This is a genomic window from Aureimonas sp. ME7 (assembly GCF_903970965.1).
GTDB lineage: Bacteria > Pseudomonadota > Alphaproteobacteria > Rhizobiales > Rhizobiaceae > Aureimonas.
In genome coordinates, this window is the sequence record NZ_CAJCKW010000021.1 from 1 (window position 1) to 26,454 (window position 26,454).

At 65.9% G+C, this 26,454-nt stretch carries 25 protein-coding genes; 8 read left to right on the plus strand and 17 right to left on the minus strand.

Features of this window, described 5'->3' with window-relative positions:
* Positions 1 to 253 precede the first annotated feature (253 nt).
* From H7A85_RS19555 to H7A85_RS19580, 6 genes are all read left to right on the plus strand, one after another.
* A complete protein-coding gene (locus tag H7A85_RS19555) occupies positions 254 to 676 on the plus strand; it encodes a Rid family hydrolase (RefSeq protein ID WP_182422218.1) in 423 nt (140 codons plus the stop codon).
* A gap of 15 nt (positions 677 to 691) precedes the next feature.
* The gene (locus H7A85_RS19560) at positions 692 to 1,861 is read left to right on the plus strand and encodes an FAD-binding oxidoreductase (protein WP_182422219.1); all 1,170 of its coding nucleotides are present in this window, start codon (positions 692 to 694) and stop codon (positions 1,859 to 1,861) included.
* A gap of 76 nt (positions 1,862 to 1,937) precedes the next feature.
* Positions 1,938 to 3,455, plus strand: coding sequence for an ABC transporter substrate-binding protein (locus H7A85_RS19565; protein WP_244631296.1), 1,518 nt, complete (start codon positions 1,938 to 1,940; stop codon positions 3,453 to 3,455).
* A complete protein-coding gene (locus H7A85_RS19570) occupies positions 3,455 to 4,396 on the plus strand; it encodes an ABC transporter permease (protein WP_182422221.1) in 942 nt (313 codons plus the stop codon). The genes H7A85_RS19565 and H7A85_RS19570 overlap by 1 nt, the downstream gene beginning before the upstream one ends.
* The gene (locus H7A85_RS19575) at positions 4,393 to 5,298 is read left to right on the plus strand and encodes an ABC transporter permease (protein WP_182422222.1); all 906 of its coding nucleotides are present in this window, start codon (positions 4,393 to 4,395) and stop codon (positions 5,296 to 5,298) included. The genes H7A85_RS19570 and H7A85_RS19575 overlap by 4 nt, the downstream gene beginning before the upstream one ends.
* Complete coding sequence (locus H7A85_RS19580) at positions 5,295 to 7,088, plus strand: ABC transporter ATP-binding protein (protein WP_182422223.1); 1,794 nt, start codon at positions 5,295 to 5,297, stop codon at positions 7,086 to 7,088. The genes H7A85_RS19575 and H7A85_RS19580 overlap by 4 nt, the downstream gene beginning before the upstream one ends.
* 20 nt (positions 7,089 to 7,108) lie before the next feature.
* On the opposite strand, the gene H7A85_RS19585 is transcribed toward H7A85_RS19580, so the two are convergent.
* Positions 7,109 to 8,269 (minus strand): FAD-binding oxidoreductase, encoded by a 1,161-nt coding sequence (locus H7A85_RS19585; RefSeq protein ID WP_182422224.1) that lies wholly within the window; start codon positions 8,267 to 8,269, stop codon positions 7,109 to 7,111.
* 108 nt (positions 8,270 to 8,377) lie between these two features.
* On the opposite strand from H7A85_RS19585, the gene H7A85_RS19590 reads away from it, so the two are divergent.
* Complete coding sequence (locus H7A85_RS19590; protein WP_182422225.1) at positions 8,378 to 9,130, plus strand: IclR family transcriptional regulator; 753 nt, start codon at positions 8,378 to 8,380, stop codon at positions 9,128 to 9,130.
* Positions 9,131 to 9,970: 840 nt separating this feature from the next.
* Here the strand turns inward: H7A85_RS19590 and H7A85_RS19595 are convergent.
* From H7A85_RS19595 to H7A85_RS19670, 16 genes are all read right to left on the minus strand, one after another.
* Positions 9,971 to 11,506 (minus strand): amidohydrolase family protein, encoded by a 1,536-nt coding sequence (locus H7A85_RS19595; RefSeq protein WP_182422226.1) that lies wholly within the window; start codon positions 11,504 to 11,506, stop codon positions 9,971 to 9,973.
* A complete protein-coding gene (locus H7A85_RS19600; protein WP_182422227.1) occupies positions 11,503 to 12,156 on the minus strand; it encodes an aspartate/glutamate racemase family protein in 654 nt (217 codons plus the stop codon). The genes H7A85_RS19595 and H7A85_RS19600 overlap by 4 nt, the downstream gene beginning before the upstream one ends.
* Positions 12,153 to 13,040, minus strand: coding sequence for a polysaccharide deacetylase family protein (locus tag H7A85_RS19605; protein ID WP_182422228.1), 888 nt, complete (start codon positions 13,038 to 13,040; stop codon positions 12,153 to 12,155). Before H7A85_RS19605 ends, H7A85_RS19600 begins: the two co-directional genes overlap by 4 nt.
* Positions 13,037 to 13,975, minus strand: coding sequence for a polysaccharide deacetylase family protein (locus H7A85_RS19610; protein WP_182422229.1), 939 nt, complete (start codon positions 13,973 to 13,975; stop codon positions 13,037 to 13,039). Before H7A85_RS19610 ends, H7A85_RS19605 begins: the two co-directional genes overlap by 4 nt.
* The gene (locus H7A85_RS19615) at positions 13,972 to 14,763 is read right to left on the minus strand and encodes a BtpA/SgcQ family protein (RefSeq protein WP_182422230.1); all 792 of its coding nucleotides are present in this window, start codon (positions 14,761 to 14,763) and stop codon (positions 13,972 to 13,974) included. Before H7A85_RS19615 ends, H7A85_RS19610 begins: the two co-directional genes overlap by 4 nt.
* Positions 14,760 to 15,818, minus strand: coding sequence for a PfkB family carbohydrate kinase (locus H7A85_RS19620; protein ID WP_182422231.1), 1,059 nt, complete (start codon positions 15,816 to 15,818; stop codon positions 14,760 to 14,762). Before H7A85_RS19620 ends, H7A85_RS19615 begins: the two co-directional genes overlap by 4 nt.
* A gap of 6 nt (positions 15,819 to 15,824) precedes the next feature.
* Complete coding sequence (locus H7A85_RS19625) at positions 15,825 to 16,940, minus strand: SIS domain-containing protein (protein ID WP_182422232.1); 1,116 nt, start codon at positions 16,938 to 16,940, stop codon at positions 15,825 to 15,827.
* Positions 16,941 to 16,967: 27 nt separating this feature from the next.
* Complete coding sequence (locus H7A85_RS19630; RefSeq protein ID WP_182422233.1) at positions 16,968 to 17,786, minus strand: ABC transporter permease; 819 nt, start codon at positions 17,784 to 17,786, stop codon at positions 16,968 to 16,970.
* On the minus strand, positions 17,783 to 18,697 hold the full coding sequence (locus H7A85_RS19635; protein WP_182422234.1) for an ABC transporter permease: 915 nt from the start codon (positions 18,695 to 18,697) through the stop codon (positions 17,783 to 17,785). The genes H7A85_RS19630 and H7A85_RS19635 overlap by 4 nt, the downstream gene beginning before the upstream one ends.
* Positions 18,690 to 19,751, minus strand: coding sequence for an ABC transporter ATP-binding protein (locus H7A85_RS19640; protein WP_182422235.1), 1,062 nt, complete (start codon positions 19,749 to 19,751; stop codon positions 18,690 to 18,692). Before H7A85_RS19640 ends, H7A85_RS19635 begins: the two co-directional genes overlap by 8 nt.
* A complete protein-coding gene (locus H7A85_RS19645) occupies positions 19,748 to 20,653 on the minus strand; it encodes a carbohydrate kinase family protein (RefSeq protein ID WP_182422236.1) in 906 nt (301 codons plus the stop codon). The genes H7A85_RS19640 and H7A85_RS19645 overlap by 4 nt, the downstream gene beginning before the upstream one ends.
* A gap of 2 nt (positions 20,654 to 20,655) precedes the next feature.
* On the minus strand, positions 20,656 to 21,711 hold the full coding sequence (locus H7A85_RS19650) for an SIS domain-containing protein (protein WP_182422237.1): 1,056 nt from the start codon (positions 21,709 to 21,711) through the stop codon (positions 20,656 to 20,658).
* Between the two features lie 32 nt (positions 21,712 to 21,743).
* A complete protein-coding gene (locus H7A85_RS19655) occupies positions 21,744 to 22,793 on the minus strand; it encodes an extracellular solute-binding protein (protein WP_182422238.1) in 1,050 nt (349 codons plus the stop codon).
* A gap of 35 nt (positions 22,794 to 22,828) precedes the next feature.
* Positions 22,829 to 23,872, minus strand: a complete 1,044-nt coding sequence (locus tag H7A85_RS19660) for an extracellular solute-binding protein (RefSeq protein WP_182422239.1) — start codon at positions 23,870 to 23,872, stop codon at positions 22,829 to 22,831.
* 557 nt (positions 23,873 to 24,429) lie between these two features.
* Positions 24,430 to 25,053, minus strand: coding sequence for a hypothetical protein (locus tag H7A85_RS19665; RefSeq protein WP_182422240.1), 624 nt, complete (start codon positions 25,051 to 25,053; stop codon positions 24,430 to 24,432).
* A gap of 66 nt (positions 25,054 to 25,119) precedes the next feature.
* Complete coding sequence (locus H7A85_RS19670; RefSeq protein ID WP_182422241.1) at positions 25,120 to 25,776, minus strand: GntR family transcriptional regulator; 657 nt, start codon at positions 25,774 to 25,776, stop codon at positions 25,120 to 25,122.
* Positions 25,777 to 25,917: 141 nt separating this feature from the next.
* Here H7A85_RS19670 and H7A85_RS19675 point away from each other — a divergent pair, with 141 nt between their 5' ends.
* Positions 25,918 to 26,397: a hypothetical protein gene (locus tag H7A85_RS19675; RefSeq protein ID WP_182422242.1), complete on the plus strand. Its 480-nt coding sequence runs from the start codon at positions 25,918 to 25,920 to the stop codon at positions 26,395 to 26,397.
* The last annotated feature ends 57 nt before the right edge of the window (positions 26,398 to 26,454 follow it).

A 26,454-nucleotide genomic window follows, 5' to 3' on the forward strand; every position in this document is an offset into this window, starting at 1 on the left:
CGGCACCTGCCGCCGCGCTATGGCCGGCTGCGCCACCCCAACCCGCTTCGCCGGCCACCTCAACCGTGGTCGCCAAACCTACCATGCATTAGATTTGAACCGGACCACCTGATAGGGGCAGGCCATACCGATAATCGCAACGTGGGAATTTCTAGATTTTCATATAACGGAAGTGAATTGACAGTCGATCAGCATTGCGCCCGAATGGGAGGCCATCGAAGCAACCTCAAAGTCATCGCTCTTGGGAGCCAACATGACCGTTGTCGAACGCGTAAAAAGCGGAAGCCCATACGAGGACCGCTTTAAATTCTCTCGCCTCGTCAAAGCAGGGAATTGGATCTACTCATCCAATACAGCCGGCCGCAATTACAAAACCCGCGAGATGCCCGAAGACCCTGTGGGCCAAGCGCATCAGGCTTTGGACAATCTGTCGGGCGCGCTAGCCGGCGTCGGGGCAAAACTCTCCGATACGGTTCGCTTTCACATCAGCGTCGCGAGCCCTGAGGATCTCGAACCCGTACTGGCGGTGATCGCAGAGCGGGTCCCGGAGAACGATCCAGCACACACAATCGCGATCGGACCTCAGCCTCATCCCGAAATGCGGCTGGAGTTGGCGATCACGGCTTTCGTCCGCGACCCCGAAACTCCCGATGTCGTCACCAAAGTCGAACTCTAGGTCGAACCTCCAGACATGACGGATGTCGTTATCATCGGATCGGGGATCAGTGGCGCGGCCACTGCCTACGAACTCGCCAAAGAGGGCTTGAGCGTCGTCCTGGTCGACCGCTTCGGCCCGGCAGCCATGGCGTCCGGCTGGACCCTGGCCGGCGTACGCCAGTCCGGCCGCCACATCGCCGAACTCCCCCTTGCCAAGGCGGCCGTCGAGATCTGGGAAACGCTCGGCGACGAACTGGACGCCTCCACGCATTACCGGCGAGGCGGAAATCTCAGGCTGGCGCGAAACGAGGAGGAGGTCGCGATCATCCGCGGCATCGTCGCCGAGCAGACGTCGTCAGGACTCCAGCTCGACTTTCTCCCCACGACCAGGGACGTGCGCGAGATTGCGCCCGCGCTGAGCGAGGATGTGCTCGCTGCATCGTTCTGCCCGACCGACGGCAGTGCCGATCCTTCCAGCACGGTTGCGGCGTTCGTCGCGGCTGCTGTGCGCCTGGGTGTCGAGACGCGGTTTGGAGAACGTGTTCTCGAAGTCGAGACGGAAGACGGGAAAGTCACGGGAGTGCGCACCGACAAGGGCAGCATTCCTACCCGAAAGGTCGTGGTCGCCGCAGGCATTTTCGGTAACGAACTCCTGCGTCCGCTCGGGATCGACGTTCCGTTGCAGATCCCGATGGTTACGGTCTTACGCTCGGCGCCCCTGGACGCCGTGCTGGAGCAGGTCATCGGCGTCGCCAACGCCGACTGCGCCGGTCGTCAGGAGTTCAACGGACGATTCCGTGTCACCAGCGGCCTCCAGGATTGGCACGGCGGCTTGCAGGAAACCCAGAAACCCGAGGGAACCCGACCCCGCGTCCTCCCGACCGGCCGTAGCATGGCGCAGGTCGTGGAATTGTTCGGACACGTGGTGCCGGCCTTCGCGCAGGCACAGATCGAGGAGTCCTGGGTCGGGCTCATCGACCTCACCCCCGACGCTCTGCCCGTGATCGACGCCGACGCAGGACCGGAAGGTCTCGTGGTCGCCATGGGGTTCTCGGGCCACGGCTTCTGCCTTGGTCCTATCACGGGTCGGCTGATTGCCGACTTGGTGCAGGAACGTCCGGCTCGGCTCCCGATCGAGCCCTTCCGGTATCAACGCTTCCACAACAGCCGATCCTTCGCTGAGGAGGCGACGCTGCACGGCTGATATCGCATTCGCCCTTCCCTTTTGCCGCCAGTTGGAGCCGAGGACGATGGTCAAGAAATGCATGAACCGCCTAGCAATGGGCACGGCGCTTCTCATGACGCTTGCGGCTCCCGTTGCTGCACAGACGCTGACGGTAGCCGTCCCAGGCAACGATCTCGGCACTCTCGACCCGCATCGTGCGAGCGCCACCCTCGATAAGACCGTAATTAACTGGATGTTCAACGGGTTGGTGCGCACCGCGCCCGGCCAGTTCCGTCTCGATACGATCGAGGGCGACATCGCCGAGAGTTGGACGAACTCCGAGGACGGGCTCGACTGGACCTTCGCTCTCCGCCGCGACGTGACATGCCACGGCGACAACAGCCCGCTGACGGCACGCGACGTGGTGTACTCGTTGAAGCGCGCCGCCTCGCCGGAGACTTCTTCATACTCGGGCGACTATTCGGCCTTCGAAACGATCGAGGCTGTAGACGACCACACGGTGCGCATCCACCTGTCACGTCCGCTTCCCAGCGTTCTCGGGCTCCTCGTTCCCTTCAACGGCGGCGCCATCATCTGCGAAGCCGCGGGTACGAGACTCGGTGAGGGTTTCGGCCGCAATCCGGTCGGAACCGGCCCGTTCGAGTTTGCCGAACACCAAGCCCAGCAGTTCGTCCGTCTGGTAGCGAACGAGGATTATTTCCGAGGAAGCCCTCACATCAAGGAGATGGTCTACCGTTACATCTCCTCGGACTCCAGCCGTGACCTCGCCTACCAGTCCGGCGAAGTGGATATGATGAATGGGCGGTTCGAAGAGTCCTGGGTTACCAGGACGAGCGCTCTGCCCGATACGACGGTCGATGTCATCGGACCGAACGAACTCCATCAGCTCCATCTCAACATCACTCAGCCGCCGCTCGATGATATTCGGGTGCGGCAGGCCATTGCCCTTGCAGTGGACCGGAGCGGCATCGTCGCCTTTCGCGGCCCGTCGCTGACGATCCCGGCCACATCGGTGATTCCGTCGGGCTACCTTGGCTACGAAGCGCAGCCGCTTCCCGAGCGTGACGTCGAGCGCGCGAAGGCGCTCCTTGCCGAGGCCGGCCATCCCGACGGGATTGAGTTGCGAGCGGTCCAGACGACCTTGCCTGCCATGCTCACGACGATGGAGGTGGTGCAGGCCCAACTTGCCGAAGCCGGCATCCGGTTGAACTTCAGCCTTGTCGACCACCCGACCTTCCATGAACAGATCCGCCAGGATCTTTCGCAGGTCGTCTACTACGGCGCTGCACGCCTGCCCGTTGCAGATATCTTCCTCACCCAATTCTTCGATTCCGACAGCATCGTTCAGAAGCCGAAGGCGGTGACGAATTTCTCCCATTGTGATGTCGCGGACCAGGAACTCCGCGAGGCTCGCAACGAGGCCGACCCGGAAAAGCGCTTGAAACTCTGGGCGACGGCTCAGCGCAAGATCGTTGAGGCCGTCTGCGCGGTTCCGCTCTACGAGATGGGTCAACCCTGGGCTTGGAACAGCCGCGTGACCTTCGCAGTCCCTCAGGAAGGCTCACTGAACCTTTCGCCGTCGCTGGATGAAACCACGCGCCTGGCGGATTGATGATCGGCTTCGTCCTCCGCAGACTCGGCTTCGCTGCGATCACGCTCGCCGCCGTCCTGACGCTGGTGTTCTTCGTGGTGCGGGTGCTGCCAGGTGATCCGACACTTGTCATCCTTGGGGATCAGGCGAGCACCCAAGCCATCACGCTTCTGCGCGAGCGCCTGGGTCTCGATCAGCCCGTCTGGATGCAGTACCTCACCTTCATCGGAGGAGTCGCAGGCGGAAATTTGGGTACGTCGCTGGTATCAGGGCGACCAGTGCTTCAGGAGGTGCTCAACGTCCTCCCGCATACCTTGCAGCTTACGGCGCTCGCCCTGATCATGGGCGTCGCCCTCGGCCTTCCCGCGGGGGTGTGGGCTGCAGCCAACCGCAACCGTATTCCGGACTACGTCACCCGGGTCGTCTCGCTCCTTGGCTTGTCGGCTCCAGCCTTCGTATCCGGGATTGTTCTTCTCCTCGTGTTCGCCATCATGCTTCGATGGTTTCCGGTGATCAGCGGCGGACGCGGCGCGACCCTTCTGGATCGCGGACGAGACATCTTCCTGCCAGCCCTGAACCTCGCCCTCATCATGGCTGCCTACGTCACGCGCGTGACGCGCTCATCCATGCTCGAGGTGCTGAGCCAAGATTACGTACGCACGGCGATGGCTAAGGGAGCCTCGAACACGGCGGTGATCTGGCGGCATGCCCTGCGCAACTGCCTGATCCCGGTCGTCACGGTCGTAGGCCTTTATCTCGGCATTCTGATCGGAAACTCCGTTCTCACGGAGATCGTCTTCAATCGGCCAGGTCTTGGCCGCCTCATCGTGGGAGCGCTCAATCAGCGCGACTATGCGATGCTGCAGGGCCTGATGGTGATCTACACCCTGATCGTCGTCCTCGTGAACCTGGCGACCGACCTCGTCTACGGCCTGATCGATCCGAGGGTGCAGTACCGATGACACAGACTGATCTTCCCCAGCGGATCGGCGGAAGGCGTGAATTCGCGGCGCTCGTCTCCAACGCTTTGCGCTTCTGCGGCCGTACGCTCGTCAGCAGTCCGACGACGATGGTCGGAGCCGTCCTGTTCGGGCTGATCGTCGTGCTCGCAGTCGCCGCGCCGTGGATCGCGCCCTACGATCCGATCGCGCAGAGCATCGTGCGACGCCTCCAGGGCCCGAGCTGGCAGCATTGGCTCGGTACCGACGCCTACGGACGCGACATCCTTTCCCGCCTCCTGTTCGGCGCCCGCTACTCGCTGACGATCGGCATCCTGTCCATCCTGGCCGCCGTCGTGATCGGGACGCTGATCGGTCTGCTGGCCGGTTATTTCGGCGGACGGACGGATATCGTCGTCATGCAGATGATGGACGTGGTGCTCGCCTTTCCGGCTCTGATCCTCGGCCTGATGCTGGTCGCGATCCTCGGAGCCAGCGTCCTCAACATCATCGCGGCGATCGCCTTCACCGCGATCCCCGCGTTCGCGCGCATCGCCCGCGCTCCGGTCATGGCGTTGCGGGAGCGGGAATTCATCCAGGCCGGACGCGCCCTCGGCTACTCCGACGCACGGCTCATCTTCCGGCACATCATGCCCAACATCGTGCCCGAGATCGTCGTGATGGCGTCGCTCTGGATGGCGACGGCGGTGCGCACCGAGGCGTCGCTCGCCTTTATCGGCCTCGGCATCGCCCCGCCCACCCCTACCTGGGGCGGCATGGTGCGCGAAGGCTTCGAGAACATCCTCGACAGTTATGCCGTCGCGCTGTTTCCGAGCCTGGCCGTCCTGATCCTGGTCCTGGCGCTGAATCTCGTCGGCGACGGTCTGCGTGACGCGATCGATCCCAAGCTGGGGCGCAGCACATGAGCGGTGGCGAACTGGCCCTACAGGTCGAGGACCTCTGCGTATCGTTCGGACGGGCCGAGGTGGTGCGGGGCGTTTCCTTCGCCGTTCGGGCCGGCCGGACCCTCGCGGTGGTCGGCGAGTCCGGGTCGGGCAAGAGCGTCACGGCTCTTTCGATCATGCGTCTCCTGCCGCCTTCCGCTCGCGTGACGGGACGGATCGTCGTTGACGGGACGGACATGCTGACTCTTTCGCCCCATGAGGTGAGGCGAGCACGCGGCAAGTTGGCCGGCATGATCTTCCAGGAACCCATGACCAGCTTGAACCCGGTGATGCGGGTCGGCGATCAGGTGGCGGAGGCCCTTCGTTACCATACCAACCTGACACGGGCCGAGGCGAGCGCGGAAGCGTTGCGCCTATTCGATCGCGTCCGCATCCCGGACGCGCGTCGACGCTACGGCGAGTATCCGCACACGTTCAGCGGCGGCATGCGTCAACGCGTGATGATTGCGATGGCACTGGCCTGCCGGCCACGCCTGCTGATTGCCGACGAGCCGACAACAGCGCTCGATGTGACGATCCAGGCGGAGATCCTGGGTCTTCTGGCTGAACTTCAGCGGGAAACCGGAGCGGGGGTGCTGTTCATCACCCACGACATGGGCGTCGTCGCGGAGATCGCCGACGATATCCTCGTGATGCGCCACGGCGACGCGATCGAGGCCGGGAGCGCCGAGCAGATCTTCGCCGAGCCTCGCGAACGGTACACCCGAGATCTCCTCGACGCCGTACCTCGCCTGGGTACGATGGCTAGCGTCGAGGGTCCCCGCCGCTTCCGGGAGCGTGCTACGAGCCTCTCCGTTCCCCCCGCGGAACCGAAGGTGGCAGAGCGGGCCGGTCGACCGCTCCTCGAGGTCCGGGACCTCATAACCCGCTTCCCCGTGAAGGGTGGGCTTCTCGGTCGCCATATCGGCAACGTCCATGCGGTGGACGGGGTATCGTTCACGCTCGGGCGCGGCGAGACACTAGCGCTGGTGGGCGAGTCGGGTTGCGGCAAGTCTACTACGGGACGCTCGATCCTGCGGCTCGTCGAGCCCGAGGGCGGAGGCGTCCGCTTCGAGGATGCCGACGTACTCGCCAGCCAAGGGCAAGAGCTGCGACGCATCCGCCGTAGCATCCAAATGATCTTTCAGGATCCGTACGGCTCGCTCAATCCGCGACAGACCGTGGGCTCGGCGATCGCCGAGCCCATCCACGTCCATGGCATCGCGGCCCGCAGCGAGGTCGAGGATCGCGTGGCCGCGCTCCTGCGCCGCGTCGAACTCGATCCGGCCCTGGCTTCCAGGTTTCCGCACGAGTTCTCGGGCGGCCAACGCCAGCGCATCTGCATCGCCCGTGCCCTCGCGCTCGACCCGCAGCTGGTCATCGCGGATGAGGCCGTGTCGGCACTGGACGTCTCGATCAAGGCTCAGGTCACCGACCTCCTCCTCGACCTGCAGGAGGATTTCGGCTTGTCTTACCTCTTCGTCAGCCACGACCTGGCGGTCGTGGAAAGGGTGAGCCATCGAATCGCGGTGATGCGGCTTGGGCGCATCGTGGAGATCGGGCCGCGCGGAGCGGTCATCGGAGACCCACAGCACCCTTACACGCGCAGCCTCTTGGCCGCCGTGCCGGTAGCGGATCCGCGCCGACGCCGCCCGCGGGTCGCCGGCAGCACCGACGAGATGAAGAGCCCGATCCGCCCCCTGGGCTTCATGCCGCCCACGCCCCGGTACCGCGAGGTGGGACGCGATCACCTCGTCCTAGAGGAGGAGTAGGTTCGGGGTCGCTCTTTCCGTCAGCCGTGCAGTTCCACAGGCGTGGAATGACCGCGATGCGAGTTGAAGCGTGAGAGCCGGAAAGGATCGATCGGCAGTTCGGTCGCGCGCCCTTCCGCCAAATCCGCTAGGATCTGACCAGTGACAGGACCGAGGCAGAAGCCATGTCCGGAGAAGCCGGTGGCTAGCACCAGTCCGCCGGCCTCCGGCAAGACGTCGATCACCGGCAACGCATCGACCGTCTGATCGATCAACCCGCACCAGACTTTATCGACACGCACGTTCGCCATCATTGGAACGAGGCTGCGCACGCTCTCCAGAATGCGCAGCACGCTGTCGGTGGTCGGCCGGACCTGCGGGCGTGGATCGTACTGCGCCTGTCCGTCCCAGGTTTCGTGACCGCCACCGAAACGGAACTCTCCGCCGACCTCTTGGCGAAGGGTCGTGTCGCCGTTCGCGACGCCGATCACGGGCAGCGGCTCGCCCGGGGTAGAAACAGATCGGAGCATCGTCGCGCTCATAACCTCGAACGGTACACGCAGGTCGAAGGGCGCAATCAGCTCGTTGCCGTGGACACCGGTCGCAAGCACGACCTGCGATACGTCGTATCGCCCAGCCGACGTTCGCACGCTTTTGCTTCCTCCGGCGCGAACCTCAATCCCTTCGACACGCTCGCCGAACCGCGTCACAACTCCATGTCGCTCGCCCGCTGCCACGAAGGCGCCGACCGTCGCCGAAGGATCGGCATGGCCATCGCTCGGGCAGAAACTCGCGGCCAGCACACGTTCCGAAACGACCGGCACTGCGTCGCGCACAGCGGCTCCTTCTAGGAGCTTCATCTCAAGACCAGCTTCTTCGTGCTCGGCAACAACGGCTCTGATACGTTGGACCTCGCCCTCGTCGCGAGCGCAGCGCAGGTTGCCGACCTGCCGATAGTGCGTTGAGCCGTCGAGCCGCTCGGCGAGGTCCTGCCAAAGCTCGACCGCGCGCTTTGCCAGTGGCACCTCGGCTAGGTGACGGCCCGACTGCCTCACGCCGGCCAGGGTCCACCCGGACGCCATGGCTGCGGGGCCGTATTGATCGATCAAGACGACCTTATGTCCGCGCAACGCCAATTCGTAAGCTGTTGCGGATCCACTGATGCCGGCCCCCACCACTGCAACATCGAAGCCCATTGTCATTCCCCGATCGCCGATCTCCTACCCTAGACTGGTCCGGTAATGCGCTTTTGACAAAGCATCCTGTGCCGATAAAAGGTATATCGACAATTTTTCGTGCGGAGGTGAACTTTGGCGACGGAAAGTTCCAGCACGACCGAAAGAGCAGCAGAGATCCTCATCCACCTCGGGGCTGCTGGAAGCGAAGGGCTTTCCCTGCAAGCTCTGTCGCAGCATCTGGGCGGAGCAAAATCCGCTGTCCGTCGAGGCTTGATCGCCCTGTCGAAGAGCGGCTTTGTCGAGAACGCTGGACGATATGGGCATTACCGACTTGGGCCGGCGATCTTCGGCCTGGCCAACCGTCCTTCCTCAACGATCGAACTCGTCCGGCGATACCGACCGGCACTGGCCGAGGTTGCAGCAGTCACGCAGCAGGCAAGCTATCTGATGGTCCGCGCAGGCTTCGACGCCATCTGCGTCGACATGCATGAAGGCACCGCCTTCGTACAAACTTTAACAGGGGGTATCGGGGGCCGTGTTCCGCTAGGCATAGGGCCTGGCTCAATCAGTCTCCTGACTCTCCTCGACACCCGTTTGGCAAGCAGCACGATCGACCACAACGCTACTAGGTTCAGGCGGTACAACGGAGCAGACACAGCAAAGGTGCGTCAGACTTTGGAGCGGGCGCGCATGCTGGGATACAGCTACGACATCGGGGAAACCTTCCCCGATGCGGGAGGTGTTGGTGTTCCGGTTGTAGCAAGCTGGGGAAAGACCGCAGCTGCCGTTTCCATCGCCATTCCCGCTTCGCTTCTGACCCCAAAACGTGCGGCCGAGATCGCTACCGAGATCCGGACGGCCATTTCTGCCTGCCCATCGGCCTGATCGTCTTAAGCAGGCTATGCAAGCTGATCGGCCGACTGTGCAGTCCGCGGACTCAACGCACTGTTCCGGATGCGATGGGTATGAAGTTTAAGGGTTACTGGGGAGTTAGCGAAACCCCGATCGTAGCGGGCACCCCGCAGTTGGTTCAGCTTCTCTGTCATTAACCGCAGCCCGCCCGGAAAACGGGATTCGCTTCACCAATTCAGTTCGAAACAACGTTACTTCAGCCGATAGCGCTCCAATGCGGTCAACCGGACCTTCGGTGGGAGTCGATCATAGGAGGAGATGCCGCATGGCACGCTCTCGGGCCATGATCGGTTCCAAGCGGCCGACACCGTGCTTTAACTGGCGGGGAGCTTTCTCACTCGACACGTCGAAGCGGGTGAAGCGCAGGCTTGATCAAGAGATCACATATTTAAGCTATAACACAAAGGTTCGCTTTGACTAAACCCCGTCACCTTCGATGCTTACTATACTAAGCGCGGCGTCCCTCAAAGCGCAGTCGTATCAGTGCCACCAAACGAATGGCAGCTTTTGGTATGGACCAGGGCGATCTTGAGCGGCCGGCATGGGCGCATACCAGCCGTAGCCCGTCCAGCGGCGCTTCAACATCTCGTCCCTACGGTTTTTTGGTAAGCGATCTCAATGACATACGTGTTCGCAGTTTTGTTCTGACCGGCGCGCCAAAATTCGACCACTCCGGTACAGATCTGCGAACCAACTAAACCGGCGACCACCAAACGATGGGTTAGCTGAAACGGTGGAAAGCAATTTCGCGCTCGCGAGCATCTTGAGGGTGGGGTTGCGTGCTGTTGTTGTCGGCGCCGGGTCGACGACCGGTCACGTTGAGGCGTTTGGCGACGTGTGAGGCGGGCCGAACGGTTCGTCGAGATAGCCAGCATAGAACCTGCGGACATGAGGGAGCACCTGCGCTGAAAGCGTTCGGCGCTCGATCTCCTGCACCGTCAGAGGTTGTCCCATTCGTTCCGCGATTTCGGTGAGGGTCTGCGGCCGATCGAGGCGGGTGAACCTGCCATCCTCGTAGATGACTTCGCCCGCGACCATGACTGCCACGACGCAGTCACGGCGCGCCCGATGGACGAGGATATCGGTGAGCGCGAGGTCGGGGCTTTGATAGGGATAGGTCAGGCGGTCCCAATCGAGAAGCACGATATCGGCCGCCGCACCTTCACGCAGATGACCGATGCGTTCGGCAAAGGGGGTCGTTCCCGCGCCGTGTTCCGTCGCCATGCGCAGGATTTCCGCGGGCTTCGGATACGGGCTGTCGATGCCCGGCTCGCGATGGACGTGAAGCGCGAGGCGCATCTCCTGAAGCATGTCGCGGTCGTCGTTGATGCCTGCTTCATCAATGCCGAGCGCCACTGGGATGTCCTTGGCAGTGAAACGATTGAGGGGCGCGATCCCGCTCTTCAGCCGGAAATTGGACGAGCAGTTGTGGCAGATCCGTGTGCCGGTATGCGCGCAAAGCTCGATGTCGGCCTCGGTCATCCACACGCCGTGCCCAAGCGTGACGTGCGAGCCGGTCAGTCCGAACCGATGAATGTAGTCGAGCGCCGAACCCCCGGTCCGCTTGCGGGCATAAGCCCGCTGATACGGCGTTTCGAGAAGATGGATGTGGAGCGGTGCGCCCGTCTCCGTGGCCATCTCGGCGGCGCTCGCCAGCGCCGCGTCCGAAAGCCAGTGTAGGTTCGACGGCGCGATCTGGATCGCGATGCGCTCCTCCCCCGCATGGCGGCGGCGCAGGGCATGGAACACCTCGATCTGTTCATGGAGAGGCATCGCGAAGCGGTGGAAATGGGCCGCCATGGCGGGGCGAAGCTCGGGGGGCAGCCGTTCCAGAAAGGCTTCGTCGGCCTCGTAGACGAGGCGGTTCTGATCGCGCAGCGCGAACGAATAGGACGCGCGCATGCCGATCTCGCGATAGGCGTCGATCACCTCTCCGGCCGTAGCGAGAACCGCCTCTGGGCCTCCCGGCGCGCGGGAATGAAGATGCTGTACGGTCGTGACGCCGGACGCGACCATCTCGAAGGCCGAGTAGAGCGTGTCGAGCCTCGGCGGGACGTCGCGTAGCGCGAGGCGGCTGGCGAACCAAAGTTCCAGCGCGTGGTCGGGCGATCCGAGTTGCAGCGGCGTCAGTCCGACATGGTGATGGGCATTCACCAGACCCGGAATGACGACCCGGCCGCGCCCGCCGATCCGGGCGGCCCCTGGATGAGACCGGCGAAGCGTGCCGATCTCCCCGATCTCGCGAACCACGCCGTTTTTGATCAGGAGAGCCCCGCCCTCGACGAGTTCCGGCGCGCCATCCTTTGCGAACCCCAGAAGGATGTGGTCGGCTTCGATCAGCGTCGTCATCGGGAAACCTCCGGGATCAGGCGAGAGAGGACGAGACGGACCGCGGCGGGCACCGGCTCAACGATCTCGGCTCCGATCCGACCGTTCAGGGCCCGTGCCGCCTCCGCGAGCGGGCCACCACCGATCACGACGGCTTCGGCTCCCGCCCGGACGCCCTCGCGGCAGGCTTCCGCAAGGGCCTCGACGAGACGCGCGGGGTCGCGCATCAGATCGATGGGGTTGCCGGGTGTGAGGAAGGTGCCGAGGAACGCCTCGCCGACGCCATAGCGCCGAGCGGCTTGCGCGATCGCGCCGGCGAGTTCGGGCGTCGTGGTCGCGACGGCGAACCGCCTCGCGCCCCGCACTGCTTCCGTCATGCCCGCTTCCGCAATTCCGGTGACGGGCATGGCGAGACGGGCGCGAAGGGCTTTGAGCCCGGGGTCACCGAAAGCGGCAACGATCACGCCGTCGAAGTTTTCGAGCCGATCACCAAGGGCGACGACCGCGTCCGCCGCCTGTGCGAGGCCAAGCTCGTCGATGATGAGGGAGGGGCCAAAGGGCGCGGTGAAACCCTCGAGCTCGAGCTCGGGTCGCGTCCGGCGGGCGATGCAGAGCATCGCTTCGGTGGTGGCCACGCTGGTGTTCGGGTTGACGAGGGCGATGCGCGTCATGGGCAGGCGTCCAAAAAGGCGCGGGCGATGTCGCCGCGTCGCGCGATCCAGAGGCGGCCCTCGCGCCGCCCGAGTTCGTCGAGGATCGCCTGAAACGCCTTGAAGCGCGCCGGTCGGCCGATGATGCGCAGGTGGAAGCCGATGTTCAGAAGTCGGGCCTGCACGCGTTCGGCCTCGGCCTCCAGAACGTCGAGCGCGTCGCGGACGTAGTCCACCATCTCGCCGGCGCGCACGAAGCCGTTCGGGTGGAAGAACTTCATGTCGTTGGTGTCGAGCGCGTAGGGCACGACAAGGAGCCCGCTCGCCGGATCGCGATAGGGCAGGTCGTCGTCGAAGCCGTTCGACGTGTAGAGGTAGCCGCGCTCAGCCAAGAGCTGGCGCGTCCAGGGACTCTCCGCACCCCGGCAGAAGAAGCCGACCGGCCGTTCGCCCGTCGCGCGTTCGATCGCGGCCGTCGACCGGTCGAGATCGGCCGCCTCGGCCTGCCGGTCCGCATAGTCGGCATGCGGGCGCCAGCGCCAGCCGTGGCAGGCGGCCTCGTGCCCGCGCTCGGCCAGCATGCGCGCTAGGTGCGGCGACCGCTCGGCCGCCCGGCCGCAGAAGAAGATCGTGGCGGGCATCCGCGCGCGCTCCAGCGCATCGGCAATCCGCCAGATGCCAGCGCGCAGGCCATAGGCGAAGATCTGCTCCTGACCCGGATCGGGGCGCCCCGGCTCGACGACGGATACGACCTCGCCGATCGCCTCCGAGCGCGGATCGCCGTCGCCGACCTGCATCTCCGCGCCTTCCTCGAAGTTCACCACCAGCGACACCGCCAGCCGAGCGCCGTTCGGCCAGCGGATGTCCGGCCAGCGTCCGCCATAGCCGAGGAGATCGCGGCTCATGGCGCGAAGCCTTCCGGCGTCGGTTTCGCCGTCCATGGCCGAAGGCCGAGCCCCGCGCGCCAATGACGGGCGATCTCCTCGCGCCGCGCGAACCAGACGCCCTCGTGTGCCATCGCATGATCCAGAAAGGCCTCGAGCCCACCGATGCGGGCGGGTCGACCGATGATGCGCAGATGAAGCCCGATCGAGAGCATGCGCGGCGCCTCGGCGCCTTCGGCATAAAGCCGGTCGAAGGCCGCGCGGCAGTAGCGCGTGAAATCCTCGGCGAAGGTGAAGCCGCCACGATTGAAGAAGCGCATGTCGTTGGTGTCGAAGGCATAGGGCAGGACGACATGCGCCCGGTCACCCGCGCTCGCCATATAGGGGAGATCGTCGTTGTAGGCGTTGGAATCGTAGAGGAAGCCGCCGTGCTCGACGAGGAGCGCGCGGGTGCGCTCGCTGGTGGCCGAGCGGGTGTGCCAGCCGACGGGAGGCGTTCCGGCCGCCTCCCCGATCGCGGCGACGGCGCGGACGATGGCGCGGCGTTCCTCGTCCTCCGCCATGTGGACGTGGCGCTCCCAGCGCCATCCGTGGGCCGCGACCTCGTGCCCATCGGCGACCGCCTCCTCGGCGATCCAGGGAGACAGGGCGAGCGCTCGGCCGTTAGCGTTCAGCGTGGCGGCGAGCCCGCGCTCGGCGAGGACCTTGCGGATGCGCGGCCATCCGGCGCGCGTGCCATATTCGAAATGGCTCTCCATGCAGAGGTCGCGCGCGCCCTCGACCCCCTCCACCGCCTCGTAGATCGTCTCGTTGCGCTCGTCGCCCATGCCGAGAGAGAGCTCGGCTCCCTCCTCCACATTGACGACGATCGATACGGCGAGCCGGGCGTCGCCCGGCCAACGGATCGCGGGCGGGCGGCCGCGATAGCCGGCGAAGTCGCGATCGGCGGCGCTCATGCGCCGTGCGCCGCGTCGACGAGGCGCCGCGCCTTCTCGGTGTCCCAGTGGAGGAGATCGGCGGGCCCCGCGCCCCGTCGCATGAGGTCCGTCGAGACGATGGCGCCGTCCGCGACGGCCAGCGTCTCGGCGATGTTCTCGCTCGTCACGCTGCCGCCGAGAAGGATCGGTCGCACGACGCCGGCGGCCTTGGCGGCTCGGATGCGTGCGAGACTTTCGGAAAAGGTCGCGCCGGTGATGACGAGCCCGTCCGCGCCGAACTTCACCGCCCCCTTGGCCGCCTCTTCGGGGCTGACATCGATCAGCGGCACGCAGGTCCGGTCGAACACGTCGGCGAGGATCGCGATGTCGTCGCGCCTTATCTGGTGGCGATATGTGCGTGCCTCCACCGCCAGCGGCTCGCGCGTGCCTTCCATCGTCATCGCCGCGCCGACGAAGATCTTGAGACGCACGAAGTCGGCGCCGCTGGCATGGGCGATGGCGAGCGGTGCGACGGCGTCGTGTGCCTGGACGATGATGCCGAGCGAGAGTTCCGGGTTCTCCCGTTTCATCGTACGCCCGAGCGCGGCGGTGACGGCGATCGTCTCGGCGGTCGCGGGTCCCTTCTGGCGCGTCTGGTCCTGCAGCATGATGCGGTGAATTCCGGCGTCGAGGAAGACCCGCGTGTTGGCGAGGACATAGTCCTCGAGGAAAGCCGTGGACGTGTCGCGCCGCACCGAGAGGTCGGGAAGGTGGAGCGCGGCGATGATGAAGGGATCGGCGGCATCGGCGGCCGGAAAGAAGCTCATGCAGGATCCAGTCGGGCAAGCGGCGCCCGCAGGCGCCCGGAAAGTCGGGGGTCGAGCCTCTCGACCAAGGTGAGGAGACGCGCGCGCGCGGCGTCGCACGACGTTTCGGCCAGGTGGAACGGTCCGAAGGCTTCGACGGCGAAGGAGGCCGACACGGTCCCGAGGCACGCGGCGAGGATCGGATCACCGGTCAGAACCAGTCCGGCGAGAACGCCGCCGCAGAACGCGTCGCCTGCCCCTGTCGGATCGATCGCGGGCACCCGTACGGCCGGGACGGCGACGGGTCGGCCGTCCGGCTCCTGAACCAACGACCCTTGCGCGCCGAGCTTGGCGATCAGGAGCGCCGGACCAAGGGCGCTCAAGGTTTGAAGCGCAGCGGCCGGCGCCACGGTCGGGACCAGTTCGGCCAGTTCCTTCTCGCTTGGAAGGAAGCATCCGAGGCGGTTCAGGAGACCAGCCACATCATGGCGAAGGTCCGCCGCGTTAGAGCCGGGATCGAGCGTGACGATGCGGCCTTCGCTCGCGAGGCCGTCCGCCATCACGCGCTGCTCGGCGACGGGATTGGCGGCGAGATGGACGCCCCGTGCGCCGAGCCAGCCGTCGGGGACGTCGGCAAGGCGCACCGGATGGCGCCGGCGAAACGCGGCGAAGGTCGTGCCGCCGCTCGAACGCGCCGCCAGGACCCGTTCCAGATCGGCGACCGCGTCCGGCGTCAGCCGCGTGCCGGTGGGGGCAGGAAGGGGGTCGGCGAGCGGCGCGTGGAGATGATCGCGGCGGCTTCCGTCGGGGCGATAGAAGAACCACTCGCCTTCCTCCACCGTCTCGGCCTCGTGGCGGACGCCGACCAGATCGATCCCAGCGGCCGACAGGCGTCCGAGATGCGCTGGCGGGTAGTTTGCCGGCACGCGGCCGACGATCCCGACGTCGTCCAGCCAGAGCCGCGCACCGGCGGCGGAGTAGACGGCGTTGCCGCCCATCGTCAGGGGGCCGAGGGTGCCGTCGGCGGCCACAACCGTGTCGAGGATGATGCCGCCGGCCGCGAAGACTCGCACCATCGACGATCAGACCGCAGCGCGCGCGGGCGCGCCAAGGCCGCGCGCGGCCCGGGCCAGCGCGAAATGGTAGGCGAAGAGCTGCAGCGGGAGGATCGAGAGCATCGGGGCCAAAGCCGCGGAGGTTCTTGGCAACCGGATGGTCTCGGCCGCACGCGCCTCGATCTCGAGCGCGGGCTCCGACAGGATGGCGAGGAGCGGGCCGCCCGCGTGTTCGGCGACGAGCGCCGTGTCGAGCGCGCGCTCGAGGCTCGCCAGATCGCTCGCCACGACGACGATCGGGTCGCCCGCCTTCTGCGAGCGATAATGGTGGTACTCCTCCAACGGCAGAGCGAAGGCATGGATGGGAGACAGCTCGCGCAGCTTCGCCGCGCCGATCGAGGCGGCGGCTAGGTTGGGGCCGAGACCCGTGAAGAGCACGAGGTCACGGTCCGCCCAGCGTTCGGCGATCGCGGCGACCGGCGCTTCCAGCTCTGGCGAGATGCGCTCGATGAGGTCGGGCAGAGCGGCAAGTTCCGCGCACAGCCCTTCCGCCCCCTCCCCGTTGCCGGCCACCGCCGCGCCCAATGCCACGAGCAGCGCCATCGTGGCGTTGGTGGATTGCGTCGGCCAGCCCTTGCGTGTCGCATGCACCATCAGCGCCGCGTCGAACTGCGAGAGGATCGGGCTCCCTTTCGTGTTCGAGATCCCGAGGCAGAACGCGCCGTGCTCGTGCGCCGCCCGGAGCGCCGCCATCACCGCCGGCGTGTTGCCGCCCGACGAGATCCCGACGCAGAGCGTCCCCGCTCCTCCGATCTTGGCGCCATACGACGCAAAATCGAGGGCCTGCGCCCCCTCGACGGGCAGACCCGTAAGGGCTTCCAGGGCATGGCGCATCGCGACCCCGGCGAACCACGAGTCGCCGCAGCCGGCGATGACGATCCGGGCGAAGGTGCGTCCGGCAAAGATGTCGGCGAGGGCCGCAAGCGGCTCTTTCGCCGCAGCGAGGGTCTCGCGGATCGCCGCGCCTTGGCCGGTGAACTCGGCGCGCGTTCGCTCGACGCGGGCGAGGCGCGCCGGATCATGCGGCGTGTCGCGGGAGGGCTCGGCGACGAGGCTCTTCAGGCGGTCGGTGAAGTCGGTCATCAAGATTTCTTCGGTTCGAAGGGGATGTCAGCGGCCGAGGCGATCGAGGCCGACGGCCTTGGCGATCACCAGCATGACGAGGAAGGACAGGCCGATCTCGAGGGCCGAGATCGCGGCGATGATCGGCGAGGAGTCGAACTGGACGAGATAGTAGAGCTCCACCGGCAACGGCCGGGCACGCACGTCCGACGTGAACAGGGAGACGGTGACGTTGTCGAAGGCCTCGATGAAGGTGAAGGCGCCGGCCGCGAAAGCGGCCGGTGCAATCTGCGGGAGCGTCACGCGGCGGAAGGTCGTGAGCTTTCCCGCGCCCAGGTTGGCGCTCGCCTCGTCGAGAAGGGGATCGAGGCCGGCGAGCCGCGCCATCACGATTCGCACCACGAAGGGCAGGCAGAAGACCGACAGCGACAGGACAAGCATCAGGTCCGAAGCGCGGAAGGCGATGTAGGCGCCGAAGAACAGCGAGGCGATGCCGATCACCATGCCCGGCATCATCTGCGGCGACAGAAGGAACGCGTTGAGCCCGGCCTTTCCGATGAAGCGGCCGCGCACGCTGGCGAAGGCCGCCGGCACACCGAGCGCGAGGCAGATCAGCATCACGATCACCGAAATCCGCAGCGAGACCCAGACGGAATCGATGAGCTGCTGGTTCTGGAACACGGCGCCGTACCAGCGCCACGAGAAGCCCGACGGCGGGAAGGCAATGTAGGCGCGCGGCTCGAACGAGATCGCGATCACGATGAGGCTCGGCGCCACGAGAAGGAGGACCGAGAAGGCGGTGAGCGCAATGAAGCCGGCCCGCGCCACGCGATCGCCCGCGGTGGACGTCTGACGGAGCGTGCTCATCGACGGACCTCGTTCCAGCGGGTGAAGCGATTGCCCAATGCGACGATCGCGAACACGAACAGGAAGCAGGTCGAGAGGAGGAGCGTGGCGAGGGCCGCGCCGCGCGACCAGTCGAGCACCACGATCGTCTGCTCGTAGACCTGCACTGCGAGCGTCGAATAGTTGCCGCCCCCGAGGAGCTGCGGGATTATGAAGTTCGTGTAAGACACCGCGAAAACGAGCGCGAAGCCCGCGACGATCGCCGGCATAGACATGGGCACTACGACACGGAAGAAGGTCGAGACCTCGCTCGCTCCAAGGTTCAGCGACGCCTCCTCGAAGTGCCGGTCGCGCTCGGACAGGACCGCCAAGAGCGGCAGGATCATGAACGGCAGGTGGATCTGCGTCATGCCGATCACCACCGCGGTCGAGGTGTTCAGGAGCTGCAGCGGTTGTTCGACGATCCCGAGCGAGAGAAGCGTTTGGTTCAGCAGGCCGCGCCGGCCGCCCATAACCACGATCCAGGCATAGGTGCGCACCAGCGCGCTGGTCAGGAGCGGCGAGATGATCGCCACGAGCAATAGCGTGCGTGCGATTCCCTTCAGGTGTCCGTAGGCGTAGGCCACGGGATAGGCGAAGACGAGCGTCAGCGTGGTGGACACCACCGCGATCCAGAAGGAGCGCCACATGAGGCGCCAGACGAGAGGGTCGGACAGGACCCCTGCCATATGCGCGAAGGTGAACCCCTCCTCGCCGATGGCACCGCGATCGATAGTCACGAACCCGAAGGCGAGCAGAGTAACGATCGGCGCCACCATGAAGACGGCGAGATAGAGCACCGCCGGCACCGCCGGCCAGACGCCGCCGCCCTCAAGGAACGACGCCAGCGAGAAGCCGCGCCGGCGCGGCGCCGTCAGGGTGACGTCAACCATGAGCGGTCACCCCTTGCGCTCCGCGATTGGACAGAAGCACGGCGGAGGCTTCGTCGCGGATCCGCGCCGTGACGCGGGTTCCGGCTTCGAGCGGCGCACGGCCCGCCTGTCGCGGGATGGCCGCGCGGATCGGCTCGCGAAGGCCGCAGTCGATCTCGTACTCGATCACCGGGCCGAGTGCCGTCGAGAAGCCGATCGTGCCGGGCCAGCCCACGGCATCGCCGCTGACGATCTCGATGTTCTCGGGCCGGGCGACGAGGGTCGCGGGACCGTCGGGCAGCTCGGTCGCGATCGGCTGGGGCGAGCGCGTGCGTCCGCCCGCGACCTCGGTCAGCAGGAGATTGGCGCGCCCGATGAAGTCCGCCACGAAGTCGGTGCGCGGCCGGTCGTAGATATCGAGCGGGGCGCCGAGCTGCTCGATGCGTCCGCCCCGCATGATGGCGATGCGATCGGACAGCGTCATCGCCTCCTGCTGGTCGTGCGTCACGAAGATCGAGGTGATCCCGACGCGGTCGATCAGCTTGCGCAGCTCGATCTGCATGGACAGGCGCAGCTGCGCGTCGAGCGCGTTGAAGGGCTCGTCGAGAAGCAGAACCTCGGGCTCCAGCACCAGCGATCGGGCGATCGCCACGCGTTGCTGCTGTCCGCCGGAGAGCTGCTTGGGAAAGCGGTCAGCGAACGCACCAAGTGCGATCAGCGACAGCGCCTCGTCCACACGCCGGCGGATTTCCTCTCGGGGCCGGCGTCGGATCGTGAGGCCGTAGGCGATGTTGTCGCGGATGGTGAGGTGCGGAAACAGCGCATAGTTCTGAAAGACGTAGCCGACGTCGCGCCGGTTGGGCGGCTGGCGCGAGATGTCCGTGCCTTTGACGAGGATGCGCCCCGCGTCCGGCTGTAGAAACCCGGCGATCGAGCGCAGAAGCGTCGTCTTTCCGCAACCCGACGGCCCGAGCAGCGTGACGACCTGACCCTTCTCGACGGCGAGATGGCAGGACTGGAGGACCTTGAGCGCACCGAACTCCTTCGACACGTTCTCGATGACGAGCTGGCTCATCGGGATGAAGCTCCCTGGCTGATGCGATGGGTGGATGTGGGCGCGAGGGCGCCGCAGAGGGCCGAAGCCCCATGACCGGAGACCGTGTGGGCCCCGACCGTCAGAGCCGCGGGGACGGCCGCGACGAGATCGCGCGTTCCCACCCAGGCTGCGGCGAGCGCCCCAACCGTGGCGTCGCCTGCGCCCGTCGGATCGAGAACGCGGGCCCCGGGCGCCGGCACGATCCAAGCTGCGGCACGGCCGGCTTCGACGCAGAAGGCGCCTTCGGCACCGCGCTTCTGGACGACGGCCGGTCCGAGGGCCGCCAAATGACGGGCCGCCGCGGCGTCATCGACGCCCGGCAAGACAAGACGCGTTTCCTCGCGGCTCGGCGCCAACACGGCGAGGTTCGGAACGAGCGCAAGGATCGCCTGTCGCTCCTGCGAGACGTACGCCTCGCTGAGGTCGGCGATCACCGAACGCCCCGCCCGAGCAGCGGCTTCCAGAAGATCGCTGAGCGCCTGTGACGGCATCGGGCAGGCGACGACCGCATCGTAGCCGGACAGATCGCCGGGTGGTCGAGGGGCATGGTCCCGGCCGGCTTCCCACCAGCGGGGATCGGCGAAGTGCTTGGACCGACGGGTCCCGTCCGCCGCATGGATGATGCGGGTCCAGCGCGAGGGGCCCGCCCGCCTTGCAACATGCGGCAGCCCGATCCCGGCACCTTGGAGGGCGTCGATCCAGCCAGCCGGGAAATCGTCGCCGACCGACGCGCAGAGATCGACATCGGCGCCGAGTTGCCGCGCCCCGAGCGCGGCGTAGAGCGCAGCCCCGCCGGCCTGCTGAAACGTCTCGCCCGACGCCTGGGTGACCTCGTCAAGCGAGAGGTATCCGGCAATCAGGATGCGGGGCGCCACCGTCATTGTCAGAGGCCCGTTCCGAGAAGAGAGCGACGGGTCAGCATGCGGCTGACGCGGAACCGCGTCTCGTCAAGCTTGAGGTGGGCGCGCGTATCAGGATCGAGCCCGGTGGCTTTCGCCATCTCGTAGGCGAGGCGCTGCAGCGGTAGGGCGGAGATGAGCGGCGCCAGAACGGGATCGACTGGCGGCAGGGTCATGCGCCAGCGCGCGGTCTCTACCGGAGTTTCGGCTGTGTCGATCGCGAGCGTCGGAACCCCCAAGACGGACAGGGCCCTTGCGGATTCTCGCGCGTATTCGGCCAGCACCGGGTGCGTCGAGAGGATTACCACGAGGTCGTTCTCGGGCATGGCCCAATACTGGCTGTGGGCGAACTCCTCGAGCTCGCCACTCCAGGCTGGAACACGCGTCAGCTCGACAAGCTTGGCGGCCCCGTAGGCCGCCGTTCCGCGCTCGGCGCCTGCCGATAGGACGCGCACGCCCGATACGGGTTGCCGCGCGACGGTCTCGGCAAGTGCCTCAACGACCGTCAACGCTTCGCTCTGGGCCGATCCGATCCCGGTCAGATCGAGATGCGGTTCACCCGCCAGCCCCTCCGCCACCAACATCAGGGCAGCAAGCGTCGCGGTGTAGCTCGCCGTGCCGCACAGGAAGGGCGCGATGTCGGGAAGGTCAAGCGAGATCTTGGTCCGGGCGATGGTGCCGAGCTTGCCGCCATCCCCGTTCACGATGGCGAGGATCGAAAGGCCCCGCGCCTGCGCAAGGCGCGCGGCCTCCACGGTCCGGTCGACATTGCCCGACATGGAGATCGCAAGGATGCGATCACCGCTGCGCAGTTCGTCGGCCCGCACGAGAAGGTCGAGCGGGCCCATGACATGCCAGTCGAGCCCGAGACGCGCGGCAAAGCTCGACGCCGCCTCCCCGGCGAAGTGCCCGTCGCCGCAGCTCGTGACGACGACGCGGCCATCCGTGCGCCCGAGGCTCGCGCCCGCAGCGCGAAACGCGTCCGCCCGCGAGGCGAGCGCGCCGAGGACGGCGGGCTGGCGATCCACGTCCTCAAGCATCGGGAAGTGTTGCATCATCATTCCCATCGCAATCAGGACGCGAAGAGGCGGTCGAATTCCTCGACGATAGCCCCGCGCTGAGGCGCGATCACCGACCAGTCCACCGTCTGCAACGCGGCGACCTCCTCGGGGCTGGCCGGATTGTAGGCGCGTGCGGCTTCCGGTACAGCGACCCCCTGCACCGTCGGGCCGAAGAAGTAGGGCGCACCGGCGGCCATCGCCTGGTATTCCGGCGACAGGAGATCGTTCATCCACTCGTTGACGAGTTCGGGATACCGGGTCTTGGCGATCGCCGACATGAAGGAGATCACCGCGATCGGACCGTTCTCCGGTTTCACGAAGGCGAGCGGCAACCCTTTCTCGGCCGCGCCCGCCGCGTCGTTGTTCCAGATCGGCGCCATCACGATTTCCTCGCGTTCCAGCATCTGGAGGAGCTGGGTGGGCGAGCGCCCGACCTGCGGCTTCAACTCCTGAAGCTTCGTCCAGCCGGGCGCGAGGTCGCTTTCCGATCCGCCATGGGCCTTCGCCGCCGCGACGAGGAAACCGAGCCCCAGGTTGGACGACGCGCGGGGGATGCCGATCTGGCCGCCGTGCTCCGGGCTCCAGAGATCCTGCCAGGTCTTGGGCGGCGTCTTCACGAGATCGGAATTGTAGGCGATGCCGATCAGGGAATAGCTCACCGGCACGCCGTACCCCTGGCTCTTCTCCAGGAAGGCCGGGACGACGTTCGCGACATTCGGCACGGCCGCCGGGTCGAGGCGCTGGATATACTGTTCGCGAATGGCGATGAGATGAGGCGGCTCGCCGTTCGGCATCGCGTCATAGGGCGAATAGCCCTGTGCCGCCTTGAGCTGGGCGACAACGTCCTGGCTTTCCGACGGCACGAGGCGGATGGTCAAGCCGGGATGCCGCTCCTGCATGCGCTGGGCGAGCCATTGATGCGGCTCCTGAAGCTGCCCCGCGAAGGAAACGATCACGAGCTCTCGCGCCTCCTGGGCGCGCAGGATGCCCGGCATGGCAAGACTCGCGCCGATCGCGGCGCCCGACTGCAGGAAGCGGCGGCGGTTGGTGGAAAGGGTCATGGCGAGGGCTCCTCGGCTCAGCGGAAGATGGGGGATCAGACGGCGAAGGTGCGATCGAAGCGCTCGACCAGTTCACCCCGGCGGGGGACGATGAGGGGCCAGTCGATCGTCTGCAGGGCGACGACCTCTTCGGGCCGTGACGGCGTGAAGGGCGCCGCCTCGGCCGGCACCTCGACCCCGCGCACGGTCGGCCCGAAGTAGAACGGGGTGGCGGCAGCGCGGGCTTGGTACTCCGGGCTCAGAATGCCGTTCATCCATTCAGAGACGAGGTCGGGATAGCGTGTGTTGGCATAGCCCGAGACAAAGGAGATGATCGCAACGGCACCTGGATCTGGCTTCACGAAGGCGACGGGCAGCCCCTTCTCGGCGGCGGCAGCTGTGTTGTTGTTCCACAAGGGACAGAGGGCGATCTCCTCACGCTCCAGCATCTGCGTGAGGGAGGCGGGCGAGCGCGCCGCCTTGGGTTGGAGCTCCTGCAGCTTCGACCAGCCGATATCGAGGTCGCCTTCCGAGCCGCCATGCGTCTTGGCGGCGATGGCGAGCGTCGCGAGTCCCAGATTCGAGGAGGTGCGCGCGATGCCGATCTGCCCGCGGAACTCCGGGCGCCACAGGTCCGCCCAGGACGTCGGTGGCGTCTTCACGAGATCCGTGTTGTAGGCGATCCCGACGAGCGAATAGGTAGCGGGAACACCATAGCCGCCGCTTTTGGCCAGGAGCTCAGGATAGGCGTTGGCCAAGTTCGGCAGCGCCGCGTCGTCCCGCTTGGCGAGATAGCCCTCGGAGATGCCGATCAGGTGCGGCGGCTCGTCGTTGGGCCCTGCATCGTAGGGCGAATAGCCCTGGGCGGCCTTGATCTGCGCGACGATGTCCTGGCTGTCGGAGGGCACCAGCCGGATCGCAAGCCCGGGATGGCGCGCCTCGATCTGGTCGGCCAGCCAGCGATGGGGCCCGGAGAGGGCGCCAGGATAGGTGACGATCACCATCTCCCGCGCCTCCTGGGCCTGCGCGGTTCGCCCCGCGCCCAGCGCCACGAGACCGCCGCCGACCAAGTACATTGCCTGACGCCTGTCAATATCCATGCATCGATCTCCTGTCCGATAAGTATAGAGGAGCGTTCGCGGGCCGGGCTTCATCCCGACGGCACGTGGCGGAACGGACGCATCGATCGCCGCCCGATCGAAGACCGGGACTGCGGATGGCCGATGGAAACGCGAAGGGAAGCGATCGACTCAAGGAGCCGATTCGGCATTCAGATCAGGAGTTTGATCCTTGGATCGCCGAAAGCAGGACGACGAACAGACGCGATGACCGCGAATGCCAGCGAGCGCTGCGCCGCCGCTTGGACGCGCGACCGCGGGCCATGACATGGCGGCGGTTGGCGGAGGTCCCGAAAGGAGCGACGGCTTGGTCCATGACGGAATGCTTACACGGAGGCGTTGCGGACGCAACCGCTTCTTGCCGCACATCTGCACGAACTTTCCTCAGCCCATGCTTCGGGAACGATCACAGTGCATATTGACGTAGCCTACTGTGCAGGCCGGGTATTCGAACTCGTAAAATTCGTTCCGACTGCGATTGAGCCGGTGACGTCGGAAAATAGGAGTTCGCGCCGTCTGGCTCGTTCACACCCCCTCGCTCAAGGACCGGGCCTCAGCGCCGGAAGCGCCTCGTACCATTCGGCATGGAGGCCATCGTGGTTGGCCATACCTGGTTTTGTCAGGCAGCCCTTCGGCGTGATGTAGCTGTCGATCCGGCGCTCCGGTCGTTCGTGCCACGTCAGGTTGAACGCCGCGAGTTTCGGGAAGAAGTAGAGGCTCGAGTACGGCAGGTAATCGTGAATCCACCAAGCAAGGGCGCGCCAGTCATCGCCCGCCTCGTAGCGATCGGCGAACCAGGGGACAACGATACAGGCGGTCGCCCCCATATGGCCGGCCTTGTCGCGACGGTCCCAGATGTGGCCGGCGTAGTTGACCTCGTTGACGGCGCAGGAAAGGCCGTTGCGATTACCGAACTCGTTGACGGTGGGAGAGCGATAGGCTGAGCGGATCGCGAGGCGTCCGAAGGTCGCCTGAAGCGGCTCGAGAAGCTCCTCGCAGAGGCGCTTGCCGACTGTCACCGCAAGATCGGGGTCGTCGGGGATGTTCGGAATCCCATGAAAGTCGGCGATCTCGGAATGCAGAAAGTCGCGCATGAAGAAGTTCGGCGACAGACGAACCCGACCGAGGTCCTCCAGCGCCTTGACCGACCCCGGTTTTCTCATCGGCCCCTCTTCCAGCTCACGACGTTCGTCCAATCCTTATCGTTTCGCGTCTGATCGGACCAACACTTACGAGGCGCTCTCGGATGTCGCGGCGATCAAGGCCGCCCTCGCGGCCCTCACGTGACGGCGCATGGTGAACTCGGCGGCGTCCGGATCGCGCTCGGCCAGCGCCTCCATGATCCGTCCGTGCTCTTTCCAGGCGGCGAAGCCGCGGCCCTTCACCGACCGATGTCGAGCGCGGCAGAGCTTGAGTCGCGGGTAGAACTGGTCGCAGAGGAGATCGGTCAGCATCGGATTGCCGCAGCCGCGGGCGACCCGCACATGGAAGTCGGTGTCGAAGTCCTGCTGCAGGTAGGGACCAGCTGGATCGGCCTCGAGGGCTCGTCCGTGCATGGCCACGATCTCCTGCAGTTCCGTGATCGCGCGATCGCTCATGGTGGTGGCGGCCAGCCGGCACGCCATGGCTTCCAGCGCCTCGCGCACGTCGAGAATGGCCAGGAACTCGTCGAGGCTGGGCGATACGACGCGCGCACCTTGATTGGGCACATGCGTCACGATCCCACGCTCCTGAAGACGGCGGATCGCCTCTCGCACGGGTGCGCGGCTCACCTGGAGCTGCTCGGCGAGCGCCGGTTCGCTCAGCTTCGCGCCGGGGGCGAGTTCGCCCTGCAGGATGGCCTGACTGAGTTTCTCATAGATGGAGGCGGACTGATTAAAACGCATGCGCCCTCGTAAGAAATGAGACACTTAAACCATCTTGTCGACAATCTATGCAAAAAAATTGAGTCCAGGGTTGCATAATGGTCAATTGAGGAAGATTGTGTCGACACTTCATTAGGCTATCGTTTGGGAGGACGGTTCGCAATGAGATATGCCCGCTGGTTCACCGCCGCTGTGGTCCTGTGTTCGGGACCGGCAATCGCCCAGGATTTCCAGCCTCGTAATCCCGAATGCATCGCCCCGGCGGCGCCCGGCGGCGGCTTTGACCTGACCTGCCGCCTGACCTCGCAGAAACTCAACGAGCTCGGCATCGTGGAGCCGACGATCCGCACCACCAACATGCCGGGCGGCATCGGCGCCGTCGCCTACAACATGATCCAGGCCCAGCGGCGAAACGACCCCAACGTGATCGTCGCCGTCTCGACGGGCTCGTGGGTGAACCTCGCGCAGGGCAAGTTCGGGCGCTTCTCCGAGAACGACGTCCGCTGGCTCGGCGCCGTGGGCGCCGACTACGGGGTCCTCGCCGTGCGCAAGGACAGCCGCTTCAAGACGATGGAGTGGCCTGCCCCTATCAGGTGGTCCGGTTCAAATCTAATGCATGGTAGGTTTGGCGACCACGGTTGAGGTGGCCGGCGAAGCGGGTTGGGGTGGCGCAGCCGGCCATAGCGCGGCGGCAGGTGC